This window comes from Kitasatospora purpeofusca, assembly GCF_036010405.1.
Taxonomy (GTDB): Bacteria; Actinomycetota; Actinomycetes; order Streptomycetales; family Streptomycetaceae; genus Kitasatospora; species Kitasatospora purpeofusca.
In genome coordinates this window covers 2540447-2556078 of sequence record NZ_CP108561.1, presented here as the reverse complement: position 1 = coordinate 2556078, position 15632 = coordinate 2540447, and the positions used below count along the sequence as shown (strand labels likewise).

General features: G+C 75.2%; 14 protein-coding genes. 9 read left to right on the top strand and 5 right to left on the bottom strand.

Features of this window, described 5'->3' with window-relative positions; all coding sequences use genetic code 11:
- The first annotated feature begins 27 nt into the window (after positions 1 to 27).
- On the top strand, positions 28 to 1197 hold the full coding sequence (locus OG715_RS10900; protein ID WP_266275138.1) for an aminotransferase class V-fold PLP-dependent enzyme: 1170 nt from the start codon (positions 28 to 30) through the stop codon (positions 1195 to 1197).
- A 23-nt stretch (positions 1198 to 1220) separates the two neighbouring features.
- Here OG715_RS10900 and OG715_RS10895 read toward each other — a convergent pair whose 3' ends face one another.
- Positions 1221 to 1658 carry an ArsR/SmtB family transcription factor gene (locus OG715_RS10895; RefSeq protein ID WP_266275140.1) on the bottom strand — a complete coding sequence of 146 codons (438 nt, stop codon included), beginning with the start codon at positions 1656 to 1658 and terminating at the stop codon, positions 1221 to 1223.
- Positions 1659 to 1752: 94 nt separating this feature from the next.
- Positions 1753 to 2127, bottom strand: coding sequence for a hypothetical protein (locus OG715_RS10890; RefSeq protein ID WP_266275142.1), 375 nt, complete (start codon positions 2125 to 2127; stop codon positions 1753 to 1755).
- Positions 2128 to 2381: 254 nt separating this feature from the next.
- Here OG715_RS10890 and OG715_RS10885 point away from each other — a divergent pair, with 254 nt between their 5' ends.
- The gene (locus OG715_RS10885) at positions 2382 to 5237 is read left to right on the top strand and encodes a DEAD/DEAH box helicase (protein ID WP_266277326.1); all 2856 of its coding nucleotides are present in this window, start codon (positions 2382 to 2384) and stop codon (positions 5235 to 5237) included.
- A 67-nt stretch (positions 5238 to 5304) separates the two neighbouring features.
- On the opposite strand, the gene zapE is transcribed toward OG715_RS10885, so the two are convergent.
- The 3 genes from zapE to OG715_RS10870 form a co-directional block, all read right to left on the bottom strand.
- Positions 5305 to 5715 carry an AFG1/ZapE family ATPase gene (gene zapE, locus OG715_RS10880; RefSeq protein ID WP_266275144.1) on the bottom strand — a complete coding sequence of 137 codons (411 nt, stop codon included), beginning with the start codon at positions 5713 to 5715 and terminating at the stop codon, positions 5305 to 5307.
- A 190-nt stretch (positions 5716 to 5905) separates the two neighbouring features.
- Complete coding sequence (locus OG715_RS10875; protein ID WP_266277328.1) at positions 5906 to 6808, bottom strand: 5'-3' exonuclease; 903 nt, start codon at positions 6806 to 6808, stop codon at positions 5906 to 5908.
- Positions 6809 to 6863: 55 nt separating this feature from the next.
- The gene (locus tag OG715_RS10870; RefSeq protein WP_266275146.1) at positions 6864 to 7904 is read right to left on the bottom strand and encodes a cation diffusion facilitator family transporter; all 1041 of its coding nucleotides are present in this window, start codon (positions 7902 to 7904) and stop codon (positions 6864 to 6866) included.
- A 183-nt stretch (positions 7905 to 8087) separates the two neighbouring features.
- Between OG715_RS10870 and chrA the strand changes: the two genes are divergently transcribed.
- The 7 genes from chrA (at position 8088) to OG715_RS10835 (ending at position 15487) form a co-directional block, all read left to right on the top strand.
- A complete protein-coding gene (gene chrA, locus OG715_RS10865) occupies positions 8088 to 9287 on the top strand; it encodes a chromate efflux transporter (protein WP_266275148.1) in 1200 nt (399 codons plus the stop codon).
- A 148-nt stretch (positions 9288 to 9435) separates the two neighbouring features.
- Complete coding sequence (locus tag OG715_RS10860; RefSeq protein ID WP_266275150.1) at positions 9436 to 10374, top strand: acyl-ACP desaturase; 939 nt, start codon at positions 9436 to 9438, stop codon at positions 10372 to 10374.
- Between the two features lie 97 nt (positions 10375 to 10471).
- Positions 10472 to 11386 carry an SAM-dependent methyltransferase gene (locus OG715_RS10855; RefSeq protein WP_266275151.1) on the top strand — a complete coding sequence of 305 codons (915 nt, stop codon included), beginning with the start codon at positions 10472 to 10474 and terminating at the stop codon, positions 11384 to 11386.
- Between the two features lie 171 nt (positions 11387 to 11557).
- Entirely contained in the window at positions 11558 to 12952 is a 1395-nt protein-coding gene (locus OG715_RS10850; protein ID WP_266275152.1) for an MFS transporter, read from the top strand.
- A 51-nt stretch (positions 12953 to 13003) separates the two neighbouring features.
- Positions 13004 to 13306: an acyl carrier protein gene (locus OG715_RS10845; protein ID WP_266275154.1), complete on the top strand. Its 303-nt coding sequence runs from the start codon at positions 13004 to 13006 to the stop codon at positions 13304 to 13306.
- The gene (locus tag OG715_RS10840) at positions 13303 to 14577 is read left to right on the top strand and encodes a beta-ketoacyl-[acyl-carrier-protein] synthase family protein (RefSeq protein ID WP_266275156.1); all 1275 of its coding nucleotides are present in this window, start codon (positions 13303 to 13305) and stop codon (positions 14575 to 14577) included. Before OG715_RS10845 ends, OG715_RS10840 begins: the two co-directional genes overlap by 4 nt.
- 142 nt (positions 14578 to 14719) lie before the next feature.
- Positions 14720 to 15487: an SGNH/GDSL hydrolase family protein gene (locus tag OG715_RS10835; RefSeq protein ID WP_266275158.1), complete on the top strand. Its 768-nt coding sequence runs from the start codon at positions 14720 to 14722 to the stop codon at positions 15485 to 15487.
- The last annotated feature ends 145 nt before the right edge of the window (positions 15488 to 15632 follow it).

Here is a 15632-nt window from a genome sequence, read left to right as displayed (position 1 = left end):
CCCCGACACCACTCCAGGAGGAACGCAGTGACCGAGACCGCGCCGACCGTCGAGGCCCCCGAACCGCTGGCCGGGACCGAACGGCTGTTCACGCTGGACCCGGCGGTGGTCCACCTCAACCACGGCTCCTTCGGCGCCGTCCCGGTCCCGGTCCAGCAGCTCCAGCGGCGGCTGTACGAGGAGCAGGAGGCCGACCCGGACGGCTTCTTCGCCGACCTGCCCGGGCGGGTCGCGGCGGCCCGGGCCCGGCTCGCCGAGGCCCTCGGCACCCGGCCGGAGCTGCTCGCGCTCGTCCCCAACGTGACCGACGCGATCGCCGTCGCGCTGGCCAACGTCCCGCTCGCGGCCGGGGACCAGGTCCTGGTCACCGACCACGGCTACGGCACGGTCACCGAGGCCGTCCGGCGGCGCGCCGAGGAGCTGGGCGCCGAACTGCGCACCGTCCGGCTGCCGCTGGACCTCCCGGACGGGGAGGCCGTCCGGGAGGCCGTCCTGGCCGAGGTCACCGACCGCACCGCGCTCGCCGTCCTGGACGGCATCACCTCGCCCACCGCCCGGCGGGTCGCCACCCCCGAGCTGCTCCGGGAGCTGCGCGGGCGCGGGGTGACCACCGTGGTGGACGCCGCGCACGAGCCGGGCATGCTGGCCGACCCGGTCCCGGCGGAGGCCGACTTCTGGTTCGGCAACCTGCACAAGTGGGCCTTCGCGCCGCGCGCCACCGGCGTGCTGGTGGTCCGCCCGGAGTGGACCGGGAAGATCCGGCCGCTGATCCTCTCCTGGGAGGACCACCAGGGCTATCCGGCGGCCGTCGAATGGCGCGGCACGCTGGACTACACGCCCTGGCTGGCCGCCCCGGCCGGGATCGACCTGCTGGACGGGCTGGGGCCCGGGCTGGTGCGCGAGCACAACGAGCGGCTCGTCGCGTACGGCGCCGCCGTGGTCGCCGAGCGGGTCGGACTGGCCCCGCTGCCGTCCTCGGCCGGGCTGTCGATGCGCGCGCTGCGGCTGCCGCCCGGCGTCTCCGAGACGCTCCCGCAGGCGCAGGAGCTGATGGCGCAGATGTGGCGGCGGTACGCGGTGCGGACGGTGGCGCGGCCCTGGGCGGGCGGCGGGGTGCTGCGGCTGTGCGGACAGCTGTACAACCGGGCGCCGGAGTACCGGGTGCTGGCGGACGGGCTGGCGGAGCTGCTGCGGTAGCCCGTTCCGCGTCGGCCCAGGACCTAGGAGAGGGCCTGGCTGTCGCCGGGGCGGTCGTCGCCGGGGTGGCTGTCGCCGGGGCGGCTGTCCGAGGTCCGGTCGTCCCCGGGCGGGCCGTCCTCCCGGGAGCCCTCCGTGGCGGCGCGGAGCTCGGCGAGCAGCGCGTGCTGCTCCGAGATGAGCCCGGTGAGGATCCGCCGCGCCGCCCGGAGCAGGTCGGCGACGTCCCCGCCGGCCAGCGCGTACACCACCGTGGTGCCCTCCCGGGTGGCGGTGACGATGCCGGACCGGCGCAGTACCGCGAGCTGCTGGGAGAGGCTGGACGGTTCGATCCCCAGCTCCGCCAGCAGCTCGCGCACGGGCGTCGGTCCGGCCTGCAGCAGCTCCAGGACCCGGATCCGGACGGGGTGGCCGAGCATCCGGAAGAACTCGGCCTTGGCCTGGTACAGCGCGACCGCCACGGCGCTCCCTCCCTGGTGCGTCCCCCTGGTGTGTCCCCGACGGGTCCCGGGCGCGCCCCCTCCGGCTCCGGCCGGCCGGGTGGGCCCGGGACCGTCAGATCTCCAGCGAGAGCTCGATCCGCTTCAGCTGGTGGCGGGCCATCGCGAGGTTGGCGCGGGTGCGGTTGAGCGCCAGGAACAGGAACAGCCCGCGCCCGCTCTGCGTGGTCAGAGGCCGCAGCAGGTGGTACTGGCTGGTGAGGCTGACCAGGATGTCCTCGATCTCGTTGTCGTGGAGGTTGAGCATCTCCATCGCCCGCATCTTGGCCCGCACCACGTCGGTGTTCCCGGCGGCGGCGACGTGGAGGTCGATCTCGGTGCTGTCGCCGAGGCTCCCCAGCGCCATGCCGCTGCCGTAGTCGACCAGGGCCACGCCGATCGCGCCCTCGATCGCCATGGCCTCCTTGAGCGAGGTCTCCAGATTCGCCATCGTGCGCTCCTCCCGCGGGCCCGGTGGGTGCCACCGGGATGTGGCACCGAATGTAGGGAGGACTCCGGGCGCGGCAGCGCGGATGACCGGAGTCGTTCGAAGATGGTCGCCGGGTGACTGCTTGAAGACATTTGCAACTATGGATGTGAAAGAGATCCGATGCATTGCCCCGGAAAAACGGTGCTATCGATGTCGGTCCCGGCGGGTAACCTCTCGCTGAGATGCGAGATCACACCAACGACCCCCGGACGGCGATGAACACCCCTGAGCCCGTGCCCTCCGACGACCGGGAGCTGAGCCCCGCCGAGGCCTTCGCGGCCTCCCGCCGCCGGGCCAAGGAGCAGGCCACCGCCCTGCACGGCTTCCAGGAGCTGTACGACTTCCCGCTGGACGACTTCCAGCTGGAGGCCTGCCGCGCCCTGGAGGCGGGCGAGGGCGTCCTGGTCGCCGCTCCCACCGGATCCGGCAAGACCATCGTCGGCGAATTCGCCGTCCACCTCGCGCTGCGGGGCGGGCGGAAGTGCTTCTACACCACGCCGATCAAGGCGCTGTCGAACCAGAAGTACGGCGACCTCGTCAAGCGCTACGGCGCCGCCAAGGTCGGCCTGCTCACCGGCGACAACAGCGTCAACGGCGACGCCCCGGTGGTGGTGATGACCACCGAGGTGCTCCGCAACATGCTCTACGCGGGCTCCAGCACCCTCGACGGCCTCGGCTACGTGGTCATGGACGAGGTCCACTACCTCGCCGACCGCTTCCGCGGCGCGGTCTGGGAGGAGGTCATCATCCACCTCCCCGAGTCCGTCACCCTGGTCTCGCTCTCCGCGACCGTGTCCAACGCCGAGGAGTTCGGCGACTGGCTGGACACCGTCCGCGGCGGCACCCGGGTGATCGTCTCCGAGCACCGGCCGGTCCCGCTGTGGCAGCACGTGATGGCCGGCAACCGGATGTACGACCTGTTCGCCAGCCCCGACCGCGACGGCCGGCCCAAGAGCGGCCCGCGCAACCCCGGCAAGGCCGTCAACCCCGAGCTGGTCCGCCTCGCCCGCAGCGAGCTCGACCGCAACCCGCGCGACCGGTTCGGCCGGGGCCGGGGCCGCTCCATGCCCAACGGCCGCCCCGGCAAGGTCTGGACCCCGGGCCGGGTCGACGTCATCGACCGCCTCGACGCCGAGGGCCTGCTGCCCGCGATCACCTTCATCTTCAGCCGGGCCGGCTGCGAGGCCGCCGTCCAGCAGTGCCTCTCCTCCGGCCTGCGGCTGAACAAGGACGGCGACCGCGCCCTGGTCCGCGCCTTCGTCGAGGAGCGCTGCGCCGACATCCCCGACGAGGACCTCCACGTCCTCGGCTACTTCGAGTGGCTGGACGGGCTGGAGCGCGGCATCGCCGCCCACCACGCCGGCATGCTGCCCCGGTTCAAGGAAGTGGTCGAGGAGCTGTTCGTGAAGGGCCTGGTCAAGGCCGTCTTCGCGACCGAGACCCTGGCCCTGGGCATCAACATGCCCGCCCGCTCCGTGGTCATGGAGAAGCTCGTCAAGTGGAACGGCGAGACTCACGCCGACATCACCCCCGGCGAGTACACCCAGCTCACCGGCCGGGCCGGGCGGCGCGGCATCGACGTCGAGGGCCACGCCGTGGTGCTCTGGCAGCGCGGCCTCGACCCGGAGGCGCTGGCCGGCCTCGCCGGCACCCGCACCTACCCGCTGAAGTCCTCGTTCCGGCCGTCCTACAACATGGCCGTCAACCTGGTCTCCCAGTTCGGCCGGCACCGTTCGCGGGAACTCCTGGAGACGTCCTTCGCGCAGTTCCAGGCCGACCGCTCGGTGGTCGGCATCGCCCGCCAGGTCCAGCGCAACGAGGAGGGGCTGGAGGGCTACCGCGAGTCCATGACCTGCCACCTCGGCGACTTCGGCGAGTACATGGAGCTGCGCCGGCAGCTCAAGGACCGCGAGAACGAGCTCGCCCGCGAGGGCAGCAGCCAGCGCCGCGCCGCCGCCGTCGAGTCCATCGAGCAGCTCAAGCCCGGCGACGTCATCCACGTCCCCACCGGGAAGTTCGCCGGCCTCGCCCTCGTCCTCGACCCGGGCCTGCCGCCGGACCGCCGCTCGCCGCGCGGCGGCCCGCGCCACCCCGACTACCAGGACGGGCCGCGCCCGGTGGTGCTCACCGCCGAGCGGCAGGTCAAGCGGCTCGCGATGATCGACTTCCCGCACCCGGTCGTCGCCATGGACCGGCTGCGCATCCCCAAGTCCTTCAACCCGCGCAGCCCGCAGTCCCGGCGCGACCTCGCCTCGGCGCTGCGCACCAAGGCCGGCCACCTGGAGCCCGAGCGGTTCCGCAAGGGCCGCGCGGCCGCCGCCGACGACGCGGAGATCACCCGGCTGCGTGCCGTCCTGCGCCAGCACCCCTGCCACGGCTGCGACGAGCGCGAGGACCACGCCCGCTGGTCCGAGCGCTACCACCGGCTGCACCGCGACACCGAGCTGCTGGAGCGCCGGATGCGCTCCCGCACCCACACCATCGCGCGCACCTTCGACCGGGTCTGCGGGCTGCTCACCGACCTCGGCTACCTCAGCGGCGACACCGTCACCGAGGACGGCAAGCGGCTCGGCCGGCTCTACGGCGAGCTCGACCTGCTCGCCTCCGAGTGCATCCGCGAGGGCGTCTGGAGCGGCCTCGCCGCCCCCGAACTCGCGGCCTGCGCCTCGGCGCTGGTCTACGAGGCCCGCCAGTCCGACGACGCCACCGCCCCCCGGGTCCCGGAGGGTGGCGCGAAGGAGGCGCTCGGCGAGATGGTCCGCATCTGGGGCCACCTCGACGCCCTGGAGGAGCAGCACCGGATCAACACCGCCGAGGGCGTGGGCCAGCGCGAGCCCGACCTCGGCTTCGCCTGGGCCGCCTACCGCTGGGCCCTCGGCCACTCGCTGGACCAGGTCCTGCGCGACGCCGACATGCCGGCCGGCGACTTCGTCCGCTGGACGAAGCAGCTGATCGACGTCCTGGGCCAGATCCAGGACGCGGCGGGCGAGGACGCCGAACTCCGCAAGACCGCCCGCAAGGCGGTCGACGGCCTGCGCCGCGGCATCATCGCGTACTCCTCGGTGGGCTGACCCGCCCGGAGAGCCACGACGCCGACGGCCCCCCGCCCCGTGCGGGGGGCCGTCGGCGTTCCGGGCCTCAGGAGGACCGGTCGAGGAGCCGGAGGCGGCTGAGGGTGCGGTTGATGTCCAGCGGGAGCGAGTCGCCGCCGAGAGCGTCGCCCAGGAGCTCCGCCACGGCGAGGTCGCAGGCGTCGCGCTCCCGGCGGTGGCGGGCGTACACCGCGTGGAACTCCCGGAAGAACTCGTGGAAGTGCACGCGCCGCTTGCGGGGGAGCGGGAGGGCCTCGTAGAACACCTCGGTCAGCCAGCTCTTGCCCCGGCCGACCGGCCCCCAGACGTAGAGGCCGCAGGGCGGCGGCCCGGCGAAGAAGCGCCGGCGCCCGGTGAGCTCCGCCCCCAGCCGGGCGAGCCGTGCGGCGGCGGCCCGCTGCGCGTCGTCGAGCGCGAACCCGGCCTCCCCTGCCGCCTGTTCGAAGGTGTCCAGCATCTGTGTGCCCCCCGGTACCGGAAAATGACGGACCGCCAGGTCCTCCGACGGTCCGGCATGATCATTTCAGACCGGCGCACGCGGGAGGTCGGACGGGTCGACCTCCCGTGAGGGGGCAGGAGTCCACACCGGGCAGAGGGAAGGGCCCGTCGCGTGGTGCGACGGGCCCGGGGGCGGGGGAGGGGCGGGGTCAGCGGGCGGCGAGGGTCTCCAGGACGCGGTCCAGGGAGGTGCCGAGGCCCCAGCGGGTGGCGAGGTGCTCCAGGGTCATCGGGTCGAGCGGCTCGCGGGGGAGGGCGGGGTCGAACTCGGGCAGCGGGGCGTCGGTGGCGACCCGGACCACGGTGGGTGCCACGTCCAGGTAGGGCGCGGCCTCCACGATGTTGCGGCGCCGGGCCGGGGTGAGCGCGGAGCCGATGTCCTGGGCGGCGGCCCGGATGCCGGCGAGGTCGCCGTACTCGTGGATCAGCTGGGCGGCCGTCTTCTCGCCGATGCCCTTGACGCCGGGCAGGCCGTCGCTCGGGTCGCCGCGCAGGGCGGCCAGGTCGGCGTACTGGGCACCGCCCACGCCGTACTTCTCCCGGAGCAGGGCGTCGTCGGTGACCTGGAGGTTGCCCATGCCCTTGACGGGGTAGAGCACCGTGATCCCGCGGGCGTCGTCGACCAGCTGGAACAGGTCGCGGTCGCCGGTGACGATCTGCACCGGCCCGGAGGCGCGCGCCGTCAGGGTGCCGATCACGTCGTCCGCCTCGTAGTCGGCGGAGCCGATCCGGGCGATGCCGAGCGCGTCCAGCACCTGCTCGATCACCGGGACCTGCGGGGCGAGGGTGTCCGGCACCTCCTCCGCGCCGTCCTCGGCGGCCTCGGCGACCCGGTGGGTCTTGTAGGAGGGGATGAGGTCCACCCGCCACTGCGGCCGCCAGGCGGCGTCCATGCAGGCGACCAGCTGGTCGGGCCGGTGGTCGTGGACCAGCCGGGCGATGAAGTCCAGCAGGCCCCGGACGGCGTTGACCGGCTCACCCTGCGGCGAGCGCAGGGTGTCCGGTACGCCGAAGTAGGCCCGGAAGTACAGGCTGGCGGAGTCGAGCAGCATCAGACGGGGTGCGGTCACGCCTCCGATCATGCCGTACCGGGCGGACAGGGACGTGCTAGTGCTTGTGCGGCCCGGCCCGGTGGACGGGGCCGTGGGCGTCGGCGCAGTGGTCGGGGGAGAGATCGCCCGGGGTGGTGATCTGGAGCAGTGCCCCGGCCTCGTCCTCGCCGACGTGGTCGACCTGGAGCGTGCTGTGCGAGATCCCGTACTCGTCGGCGAGCCTGCGCTGCAGTTCGCGGCGGACGGCGTGGCAGTCCCCGCCGGGGGTGACCAGGATGTGGGCGGAGAGGGCCGGCTGGTTGGAGGTGATCTCCCAGATGTGCAGGTCGTGGATCTCCTCCACCAGCGGCTGGGCGACCAGCCGGTCCGCGACCGTGTCCGGGTCGATGCCCGCCGGTGCGGCTTCCAGGAAGATCCGCCCGGAGTCGCGGACCAGGCCGATGCCGGCCTTGAGCATCAGCGCCACCACGATCAGCGAGGCGATCGAGTCGGCGCGGGCGAAGCCGGTGGTCACCATGACCACGCCGGCGACGGCGGTCGCGATGAACGCGTACAGGTCGGTGAGCACGTGCTGGAAAGCGCCCTCGACGTTGAGGGAGCTGCGGTTGGCCTTGGACATGCACCAGGCGGCGGCGATGTTGACGACGATCCCGATCAGCGCCGTGACCAGCACCAGCGTGCCGGCCACCTCCGGGGGTTCGAACAGCCGGGTGATCGCCTCGTAGCCGAGCCAGGCGGAGAGGATCAGCAGCGTCACCCCGTTGGCCTGGGCCGAGAGGATCTCCGCGCGCTTGAGTCCGTAGGTGTAGCCGCCGCGGGCCGGGCGGGCGGCGAGCCGCATGGCGATCAGGGCGAGCACGATCGAGGCGGCGTCGGTGAGCATGTGGGCGGCGTCCGAGATCAGCGCCAGCGACTGGGCGGCGAAGCCGACCACCACCTCGCCGGCCATGAACACCACGATCAGCGCGAGCGCGCTCAGCAGCCACCGGCGGTCGGCGTCGGCGGCCACGCCGTGCGAGTGCCCGCCGTGGCCGCCCCGACCCCCGTGCTTGTGGTCATGCTCATGATCATGCTGGGAGTGCTCGTGGCCGGCCATCGAAGTCCTCTCCTGGAGCCCATGAACGCGTGGGGGTAAGGGGCGACATCCGTGACCGCCCCGCACCCGAAGTGAACCGCACATCGAACGAAGATCCAAAGGCTGCATTGGAGACCGTTGTCATTGCCGCGTCGTAACCCTCGTGGGGTATCGTCCCGCTGCCGTTGACCAGGGGAGAAGCGCATGAGGCCGGACGGACGCACCGCAGGGACCGAACGGGTGGTCGGCCTCGGCACGATCGCCCGCGAGTGGGGCCGGATCGGGATCACCGGCTTCGGGGGGCCGCCCGCGCACATCCTGCTGCTGCGCAGGCTCTGCGTGGAGCGGCGGCGGTGGCTGACGCCCGAGGAGTTCGAGGACGGCATCGCGGCCACCAACCTGCTGCCGGGACCGGCCTCCACCCAGCTCGCCGTGCTGACCGCGTGGCGGCTGCGCGGCGCGCCCGGCGCGCTGGTCGGCGGGGCCTGCTTCATCGGGCCCGGGCTGGTGCTGATCCTCGCGCTCGCGGCGCTGTTCCTGGCCGGCGACCCGCCGCTGTGGGTGCTCGGCGCGGCGGCCGGCGCCGGGGCGGCCGTGCCGGCGGTCGCGGTGCAGGCGGCCACCTCGCTGGTCCCGGCCAGCCTCGGCCGGATGGGCCGGGGCCGGGGTGCCCGCGCCCGCTGGGCGGGGTACGCGCTCGCCGGGGCGGTGGCGGCGGTACTGACCGGGCCCTGGCTGGTGCTGGTGCTGATCGCCGCCGGACTGGCCGAGATCGCCGTCCGGGGTGGAAGGGAGGACCGGGGAACGGGCGGATCGGGCGGGCGGGCCGTGCTGCCGCTCGCCACCGGGCCGCTCGCCCTGGGCGGGCTCGGCGTGCTCGGGGCGGTGGCCTGGGTGGCGTTCAAGGTGGGCGCGCTCTCCTACGGGGGAGGGTTCGTGATCATCCCGCTGATGCGGGACGACGCGGTCAACCGCTACCACTGGATGACCGACGGACAGTTCCTCAACGCCGTCGCCCTCGGCCAGGTCACCCCGGGGCCGGTGGTGCACACCGTCGCGGCGGTCGGCTACGCGGCCGCCGGACTCGGCGGCGGCCTGCTCGCGGCGGCGGTCGCCTTCGCGCCGTCCTTCCTCTTCGTGCTCCTCGGCGGCCGGCACTTCGACCGGCTCCGGGCCGACCGGCGGGTGCGGGACTTCCTCACCGGCGCCGGACCGGCCGTCACCGGCGCCATCGCCGGCTCGGCGCTGCCGCTGGCCGCCTCGCTCGGGTACGGCTGGCAGTGGGGCGTGCTGGCCGGGGCGCTGCTCTGGCTGGTGCTCGCCCGGCGGGGCGTGGTGCTCGCCCTGCTGGCCGCCGGCGCGGCCGGGGTGCTCGCCGTGGCCGCCGGACTGCCGCCGGCCTGAGGCTCCGCTCCGTACGGACGCCCGGGTCGTACGGGCGCCCGGGTCGCACGGACACTCGGCCTCCGGCGTGAACCTTGGGGGTGGGGCTCACTCGACCGGGTGAGCCCGGTTTGCGCGCCCCTGTGCGCCTGCGCCACGATCGGCACCCGTGAAGATCATCGCGGCGCGAGCCGTCCACTGGCTCTCGGAACTGGAGCCCTTCGCCGCCGAATTGATGAACCGTCATATCAATGCGGCACGCGAGTGGTTCCCGCACCAGTACGTGCCGTGGAGCCTCGGCCGGGACTTCGACGGACCGCTCGGCGGCGAGCCCTGGCGGCCGGAGCAGTCCGCGCTCGCCCCCGCGATCCGCTCCGCCCTGGTGGTCAACCTGCTCACCGAGGACAACCTCCCCGGCTACCACTGGACCATCGGCGCGCAGACCTCCCGCGACGGCGCCTGGGGTGCCTGGCTGCACCACTGGACGGCGGAGGAGGACCGGCACGCCGCCGCCATCCGCGCCTATCTGCACGCCACCCGCGCCGTCGACCCGGTGGCCCTGGAGCGCGCCCGGGCGGCCCAGCTCGCCACCGGCACCCTCCCCCGGCCGGACGGCGTGCTCGGCCTGGTCGCCTACGCCGCCGTGCAGGAGCTGGCCACCCGGGTCAGCCACCGCAACACCGGCCGGCTCAGCGGCGACCCGGTCTGCGACCGGCTGCTCGCCCGGGTCGCCCAGGACGAGAACCTGCACATGGTCTTCTACCGCGAACTGCTGCGCGCCGCACTGGAGCTGGACCCCGACGAGGTGCTCGTCCGGCTCGACGCCACGGTCCGCGCGTTCGCCATGCCCGGCCAGGGGATGCCCGGCTTCGCCGCCCTGGCCGCCGAGATCGCCGTCGCCGGCGTCTACGACCCGCGGGTCCACCACGACGAGGTGCTCGCCCCGCTGCTCCGCTCCCTGCGGGTCTTCGAACTGACCGGGCTCGGTCCGGACGGCGAGCGGGCCCGTGACGGGCTCGCCGAGCACCTCGCCCGGCTGGACGTCCGCGCCGCCCGGTTCGTCGAACGCCGTGCGCGGGCGCTCGCCGCCCGCGCCGCCCGCGACTGACCCCGCCGCCCGCGACCGACCGCACCGCCCGCGACCGACCGCACCGCCCGCACCGCCCGCGACCGACCCGCGTTCCCCGCCCCCGGACAGGAGAGGCATGACGACCATCATCGACAGCACCGGGACCGTCGGCACCAGCGCCGCCGACATCGAGTTCCACTACGACCTCGGCAACGACTTCTACGCCCTCTGGCTCGACGAGACGCTCAGCTACTCCGCCGCCGTCTGGGACGGCATCGACCCCGCCGAGCCCGACGCCACGGCCCTGCCCCGCGCCCAGCGGGCCAAGCTCGACCTCCACCTCGACCTGGCCGGCGCCGCTCCCGGGGCGCGCCTGCTCGACGTCGGCTGCGGCTGGGGCGGTCTGCTCGACCGCGCCGTCCGCACCGGCCGGGCCGCCGGGGCGACCGGGCTCACCCTGTCCCGGGCCCAGCACGCCCACGTCCGGTCGCTCGGACTGCCCGGCGTCGACGTCCGGCTGGAGAGCTGGGACGCCCACCGCCCCGGGCGCCCGTACGACGGCATCGTCTCGGTCGGCGCCTTCGAGCACTTCGCCACCGCCGACATGGACGCCGCCGCCCGGCTCGCCGCCTACCGCGGCTACTTCGAGCGCTGCCACGGCTGGCTGCGGCCCGGCGCCCGGATGTCGCTCCAGACCATCGCCTACGACGGCGTGACCGGTGGCGACGGCCCGGTCGGCGCCTTCGTCGCGGCCGAGGTCTTCCCCGGCGCGGCGCTGCCCCGGCTGGGCGAGATCGTTCTCGCGAGCGACCCGTACTTCGCCGTCACCGCCGTCCGGGCCTCCGCCGAGGACTACGCCCGCACCCTGGGTGCGTGGTCGGCCAGGCTGCTGCGGGCCCGTACGGAGGCCGAGCGGCTCGTCGGCCCGGACGGCTACCACCGCTACCGCCGCTACCTGCGGGCCTGCGAGGTCACCTTCCTGCGCGGCGCGGCCACGCTCTACCGCATCGGCTTCCGGCGGCGCGACGAGCCGCTCCGGCCGGCGGGCTGAGGGCCGGCCCGGATGCGTCCCTCCGTCGCTGCCGCCGATTCGTCGCCCTTACCGGGAAGCCCCGCCGGGCCTCCCCCCGCCGGGCCTCCCCCCGCCGAGCCGCCGCCCGCCACCGTCGTCCCCGGAACTCCCGCCCCCGGGCCGGTGGGCAGGCGGCGGGCGTGGTCCGCCGTGGGGGTCGTCTGCGCCGCGCTCTTCCTGCTCGGACTCGACTTCACAGTGCTCAACGTCGCGGTCCCCGGCCTGCGCGCCGAACTCGGCCCCACCCTCGCCGAGACCCAGTGGATCGTCGACGGCTACGCGCTCGCCCTCGGCGGCTGCGTGCTCGCCGCCGGCGCCCTCGGCGACCGGTACGGGCGGCGCCGCGCGTTCGCCGCCGGACTCGCGCTCTGCGCGCTCGCCTCGGTGGCCGGCGCGCTCGGCGACACCCCCGGGCAACTCGTCGCCGCCCGCTGCGCGATGGGCCTCGGCGCGGCGTTCTTCATGCCGGCCACGCTCTCCACCGTCGTCCATGTGCTGGACGCTCCGGAGGACCGGCGGCGGGCGATCGGCATCTGGGCGGCGGTGGCCGGTGTCGGCGCGCTGTTCGGCCCGGTGGTCGGCGGCTGGCTGGTCGAACGGCACGGGTGGCAGGCCGCGTTCTGGCTGAACGTCCCCGTGGTGGCCGTGATCCTGGCGCTCACCCCGGTCGTCCCCGAGTCCCGCGACCCCGGGGTCCGCCCGCTGGACCGGCTCGGCGCACCGCTGTCCTGCGCCGCCCTGCTCACCCTCGTCTGGGGCTTCATCGAGGCACCGGGCCGGGGCTGGACCAGTGCTGCGGTGCTCACGGCGTTCACCGCCTCCGCCGTGCTGATCGCCCTGTTCCTGTGGCGCCAACTCCGCTGCGCCGCGCCCATGGTGCCGCTCCGACTGCTGCGCGGCGGGCCGGTCTGGCCGGCCACGGTCAGCCTGGCGCTGATGTCCTTCGCGATGTTCGGTGCGATGTTCCTGCTCACGCTCCACCTCCAGCAGGTGCGCGGCCTCTCGGCCTGGCAGGCCGGGCTGCGGATGGTGCCGCTCTCGCTGGGGCTGGCCGTCGGCGCCGTACTGGGTCCGGTGGTCGCCCGGCACGCCGGGGCCCGGGTGCCGGTGGCCGCCGGTCAGCTGCTGATCGCCGCCGGGTTCGTCCGACTCGGCCTCCTGGAGGCGGAGTCGGGGGATGCCCCGGTGCTGCTCTTCGAGGCGGCCGCCGGGCTCGGTGCGGGCCTGCTCGCGCCGGTGGCCACCGAACTCGTGATGAGCGCGGTGCCGTTGGCCATGGCCGGGGTCGGCTCGGCCCTCAACGACGCCACCCGGCAGGTCGGTTCGACGCTCGGTGTGGCGGTGCTCGGCTCCGTGCTCGCCACCGTCGCGGACGGCTCCGCACCGGGCGACCGGGCCGCGTTCACCGCGGGCCTGAGCGCCGCGGCTCTGGTCGGCGGGGCGGTCGCCGCGCTGGCCGTCCTGCTCGCCTGGTTCCGGCTGCCCGGCCGCGAACCCTCCGTGGACACCGGCCGCCCGGCCCCGGCGGCACCCGGACCGGGCTGAGCGCCGGACCCGTCACCCCGTCCCCTTCCCCCCCCCTTGAGAGGAACCCCCGTGTCCGACACCTTCACCGTCCTGCGCGACTGCCTGGTCACCGAGTTCGACGTCCCGGCCGACCGGGTCGAGCCCGGGGCCACCCTCGCCTCGCTGGAGCTGGACAGCCTCGCCCTGGTCGAACTGTCCCTGCTGGTCGAGGAGCGGATCGGCGCGACCGTCAGCGACATCCGCCCCGAGTCCACCCTCGGCGCCCTGGCCGCCCACGCGGACGCCGTCCGGGCCGCGGCGCCCGCCGCCGTCCCCGTCCCCGCTGCCGTTCCCGCCGCGAGCACCACCCTCGCGTCGAGCGCCGTCAGTTGAGCACCGGCGGCACCGACGGCGCCCACAGCGCCGGCGGCACCCGGGCGACACCCTCCCGGGCGGTCGCCGTGACCGGGATCGGCCTGGTCACCCCCGCCGGGTTCGGCGCCGGGGCGACCTGGGCCCGCCTGCTCGACGGCACGTCCACCGCCCGTACCGATCCCCGGCTCGCGGGGCTGGCCGTCGACTTCTCCTGCCCGGCCGAGGGCTTCGAGGTGGCCGAGCTGCTCGGCGGCCGGCTGGTCCGCAGGCTCGACCGCTTCGCCCAACTCGCCGTCCTGGCCGCCCGCGAGGCTGTCGCCGACGCCGGACTCGACCCGACGGCCTGGGACTCCGCCCGGGTCGGCGTCGTCCTCGGTGTCAGCGCCAACAGCACCCTGACCTACGAAACGGAGTACGCCCGGCTCGCCGACGGCCGGCCCGACCTGGTCTCCCCGCTGATGCTGCCCCGCTCCATCCCGAACATGGCGGCCGGCGAGGTCGGCCTCGACCTCGGTGTCCGCGGGCCCAACCTGGTCACCAGCACCGCCTGCGCCTCCGGTACCACCGCCCTCGCCGTCGCCTGCGACCTGCTCCGGGCCGGGACCTGCGACCTCGTTCTCGCCGGCGGCACCGACTGCCCCCGCGCACCGATGGTGGCCACCGCCTTCGACCGGCTCGGCGCGCTCTCCCGGAGGCGCCACGACCCGGCCGGCGCCTCCCGCCCCTTCGACGCCGACCGGGACGGCTTCGTGCTCGGCGAGGGCGCGGGCGTCCTGGTACTGGAACGGGTCGCGCACGCCCGGGCGCGCGGCGTCCGGCCACGCGCGTACCTGGCCGGCCACGGCTCCACCGCCGACGCCCACCACTTCACCGCCCCGCACCCCGGGGGTGACGGCCTGGCCCGGGCGATCCGGGCGGCCCTCGCCGACGCCGGCCTCGCCCCGCACGACATCGGGCACGTCAACGCGCACGGCACCGGAACCCGGCTGAACGACACCGCCGAGGCGGCGGCCCTGCACCGGGTCTTCCGCCGGCCGCCCCCGGTCACCTCGGTCAAGGGCGCGATCGGCCACACCCTGGGCGGCGCCGGGGCGATCGAGGCGGCGGTCACCGTGCTCACCCTTCAACACGGACTGGTCCCGCCCACCGCCAACCTCGAACGGCCCGACGAGTCCCTCGGCCTCGACGTGGTCGCCAAGGTGCCGAGACGGCTCGCCCTGGACGCCGCCGTCTCGGTCTCCAGCGGGTTCGGCGGGCAGAACGCGGTCGTCGTCCTCACCGCCGCCTGAGCCGCCGTCGTCCTCACCGCCGCCTGCCGCCGCCTGCCGCCTGAGCCGCCGTCGTCCTCACCGCCGCCTGCCGCCGCCCGCCGCCTGAGCCGCCGTCCCGTCGCCGTTCCGCCCCGTCGCTGTCCCGCCCCCGGAGTCCGCCATGCCCACCCCCGCCACCCGCCGGCCGCTCGCCCGGGCCCGGCTCACCGCCGCCCGCCTCTACCAGCGGCTGGTGATGAGCCGCCCGCCCGCCGACTGGACCGTCCCGCCGGCCGACGGCCGCTACGGCCCGGACGAACCCGCCGACCCCCGGCCGCTCACCCTGCTGATGCTCGGAGACTCGCTCGCCCGGAGCCTCGGCGCCGGCCGGCCCGAGGAGACCCTCGGCGCCCGGCTCGCCCAGGCCCTCGGCGAGCACCTCGACCGCCCCGTCGACCTGCGGGTCCTCGCCCGGGTCGGCGCCACCACGGCCGCCCTGCGGCAGCAGGTCGCCCGGGCCGACCGGATCCGGCCCGGCCTCGCGGTGCTGATCGTCGGCGGCAACGACGTACTCCTCCCGCTCCCGCTCGGCCGCGCCGCCCGCCGGTTCGCACTGGTGCTCCAGCGCCTCCGCGACACCGGCTGGCACCCGGTCGTCGTGCCCTGCCCCGACCCCGGCCACGCCCCGGGGTTCCGCGCCCCGGCCCGCCTCCTCGGCGCACCCCGCTCCCACCGCCTGGCCCACCGCCAGACCCGGGCCGCCGAACGCGCCGGCATCCCGGTGGCCGTCTCCTCCGGTCCCGAGTTCCGCGACCGGGCCGAGCACCTCCTCGGCCCCGACGGCGTCCACCCGTCCCCCCGGGGCTACGCCGAACACGCCGCCCGGATGCTCCCCGCCCTCCTCGCCGCCGCCGCGACCCTCCCCGCCCCGGCCCCCGTCACCCTGTAGCGCACGGCCGGGGCGCGCCGCGAAGCACCTGCGGCACGCCCCGGCCCGGAGCAGGACTAGGTGTACTGACCACGGAGGTTGGTGACGGGGTTCACGGTGCGGTGATCTTGAAATGAGTGAGGGCCTTCTGGCCAGGTGTGGATTG

What these genes read in the sequence shown, in the direction of transcription:
- OG715_RS10885 (WP_266277326.1), top strand. Translation starts at nt 2,382, where the DNA reads ATGAACACCCCTGAGCCCGTGCCCTCCGACGACCGGGAGCTGAGCCCC.
- OG715_RS10870 (WP_266275146.1), bottom strand. Translation starts at nt 7,904, where the DNA reads ATGGCCGGCCACGAGCACTCCCAGCATGATCATGAGCATGACCACAAG.
- OG715_RS10835 (WP_266275158.1), top strand. Translation starts at nt 14,720, where the DNA reads ATGCCCACCCCCGCCACCCGCCGGCCGCTCGCCCGGGCCCGGCTCACC.
- OG715_RS10855 (WP_266275151.1), top strand. Translation starts at nt 10,472, where the DNA reads ATGACGACCATCATCGACAGCACCGGGACCGTCGGCACCAGCGCCGCC.
- zapE (WP_266275144.1), bottom strand. Translation starts at nt 5,715, where the DNA reads ATGCTGGACACCTTCGAACAGGCGGCAGGGGAGGCCGGGTTCGCGCTC.
- chrA (WP_266275148.1), top strand. Translation starts at nt 8,088, where the DNA reads ATGAGGCCGGACGGACGCACCGCAGGGACCGAACGGGTGGTCGGCCTC.
- OG715_RS10890 (WP_266275142.1), bottom strand. Translation starts at nt 2,127, where the DNA reads ATGGCGAATCTGGAGACCTCGCTCAAGGAGGCCATGGCGATCGAGGGC.
- OG715_RS10875 (WP_266277328.1), bottom strand. Translation starts at nt 6,808, where the DNA reads ATGCTGCTCGACTCCGCCAGCCTGTACTTCCGGGCCTACTTCGGCGTA.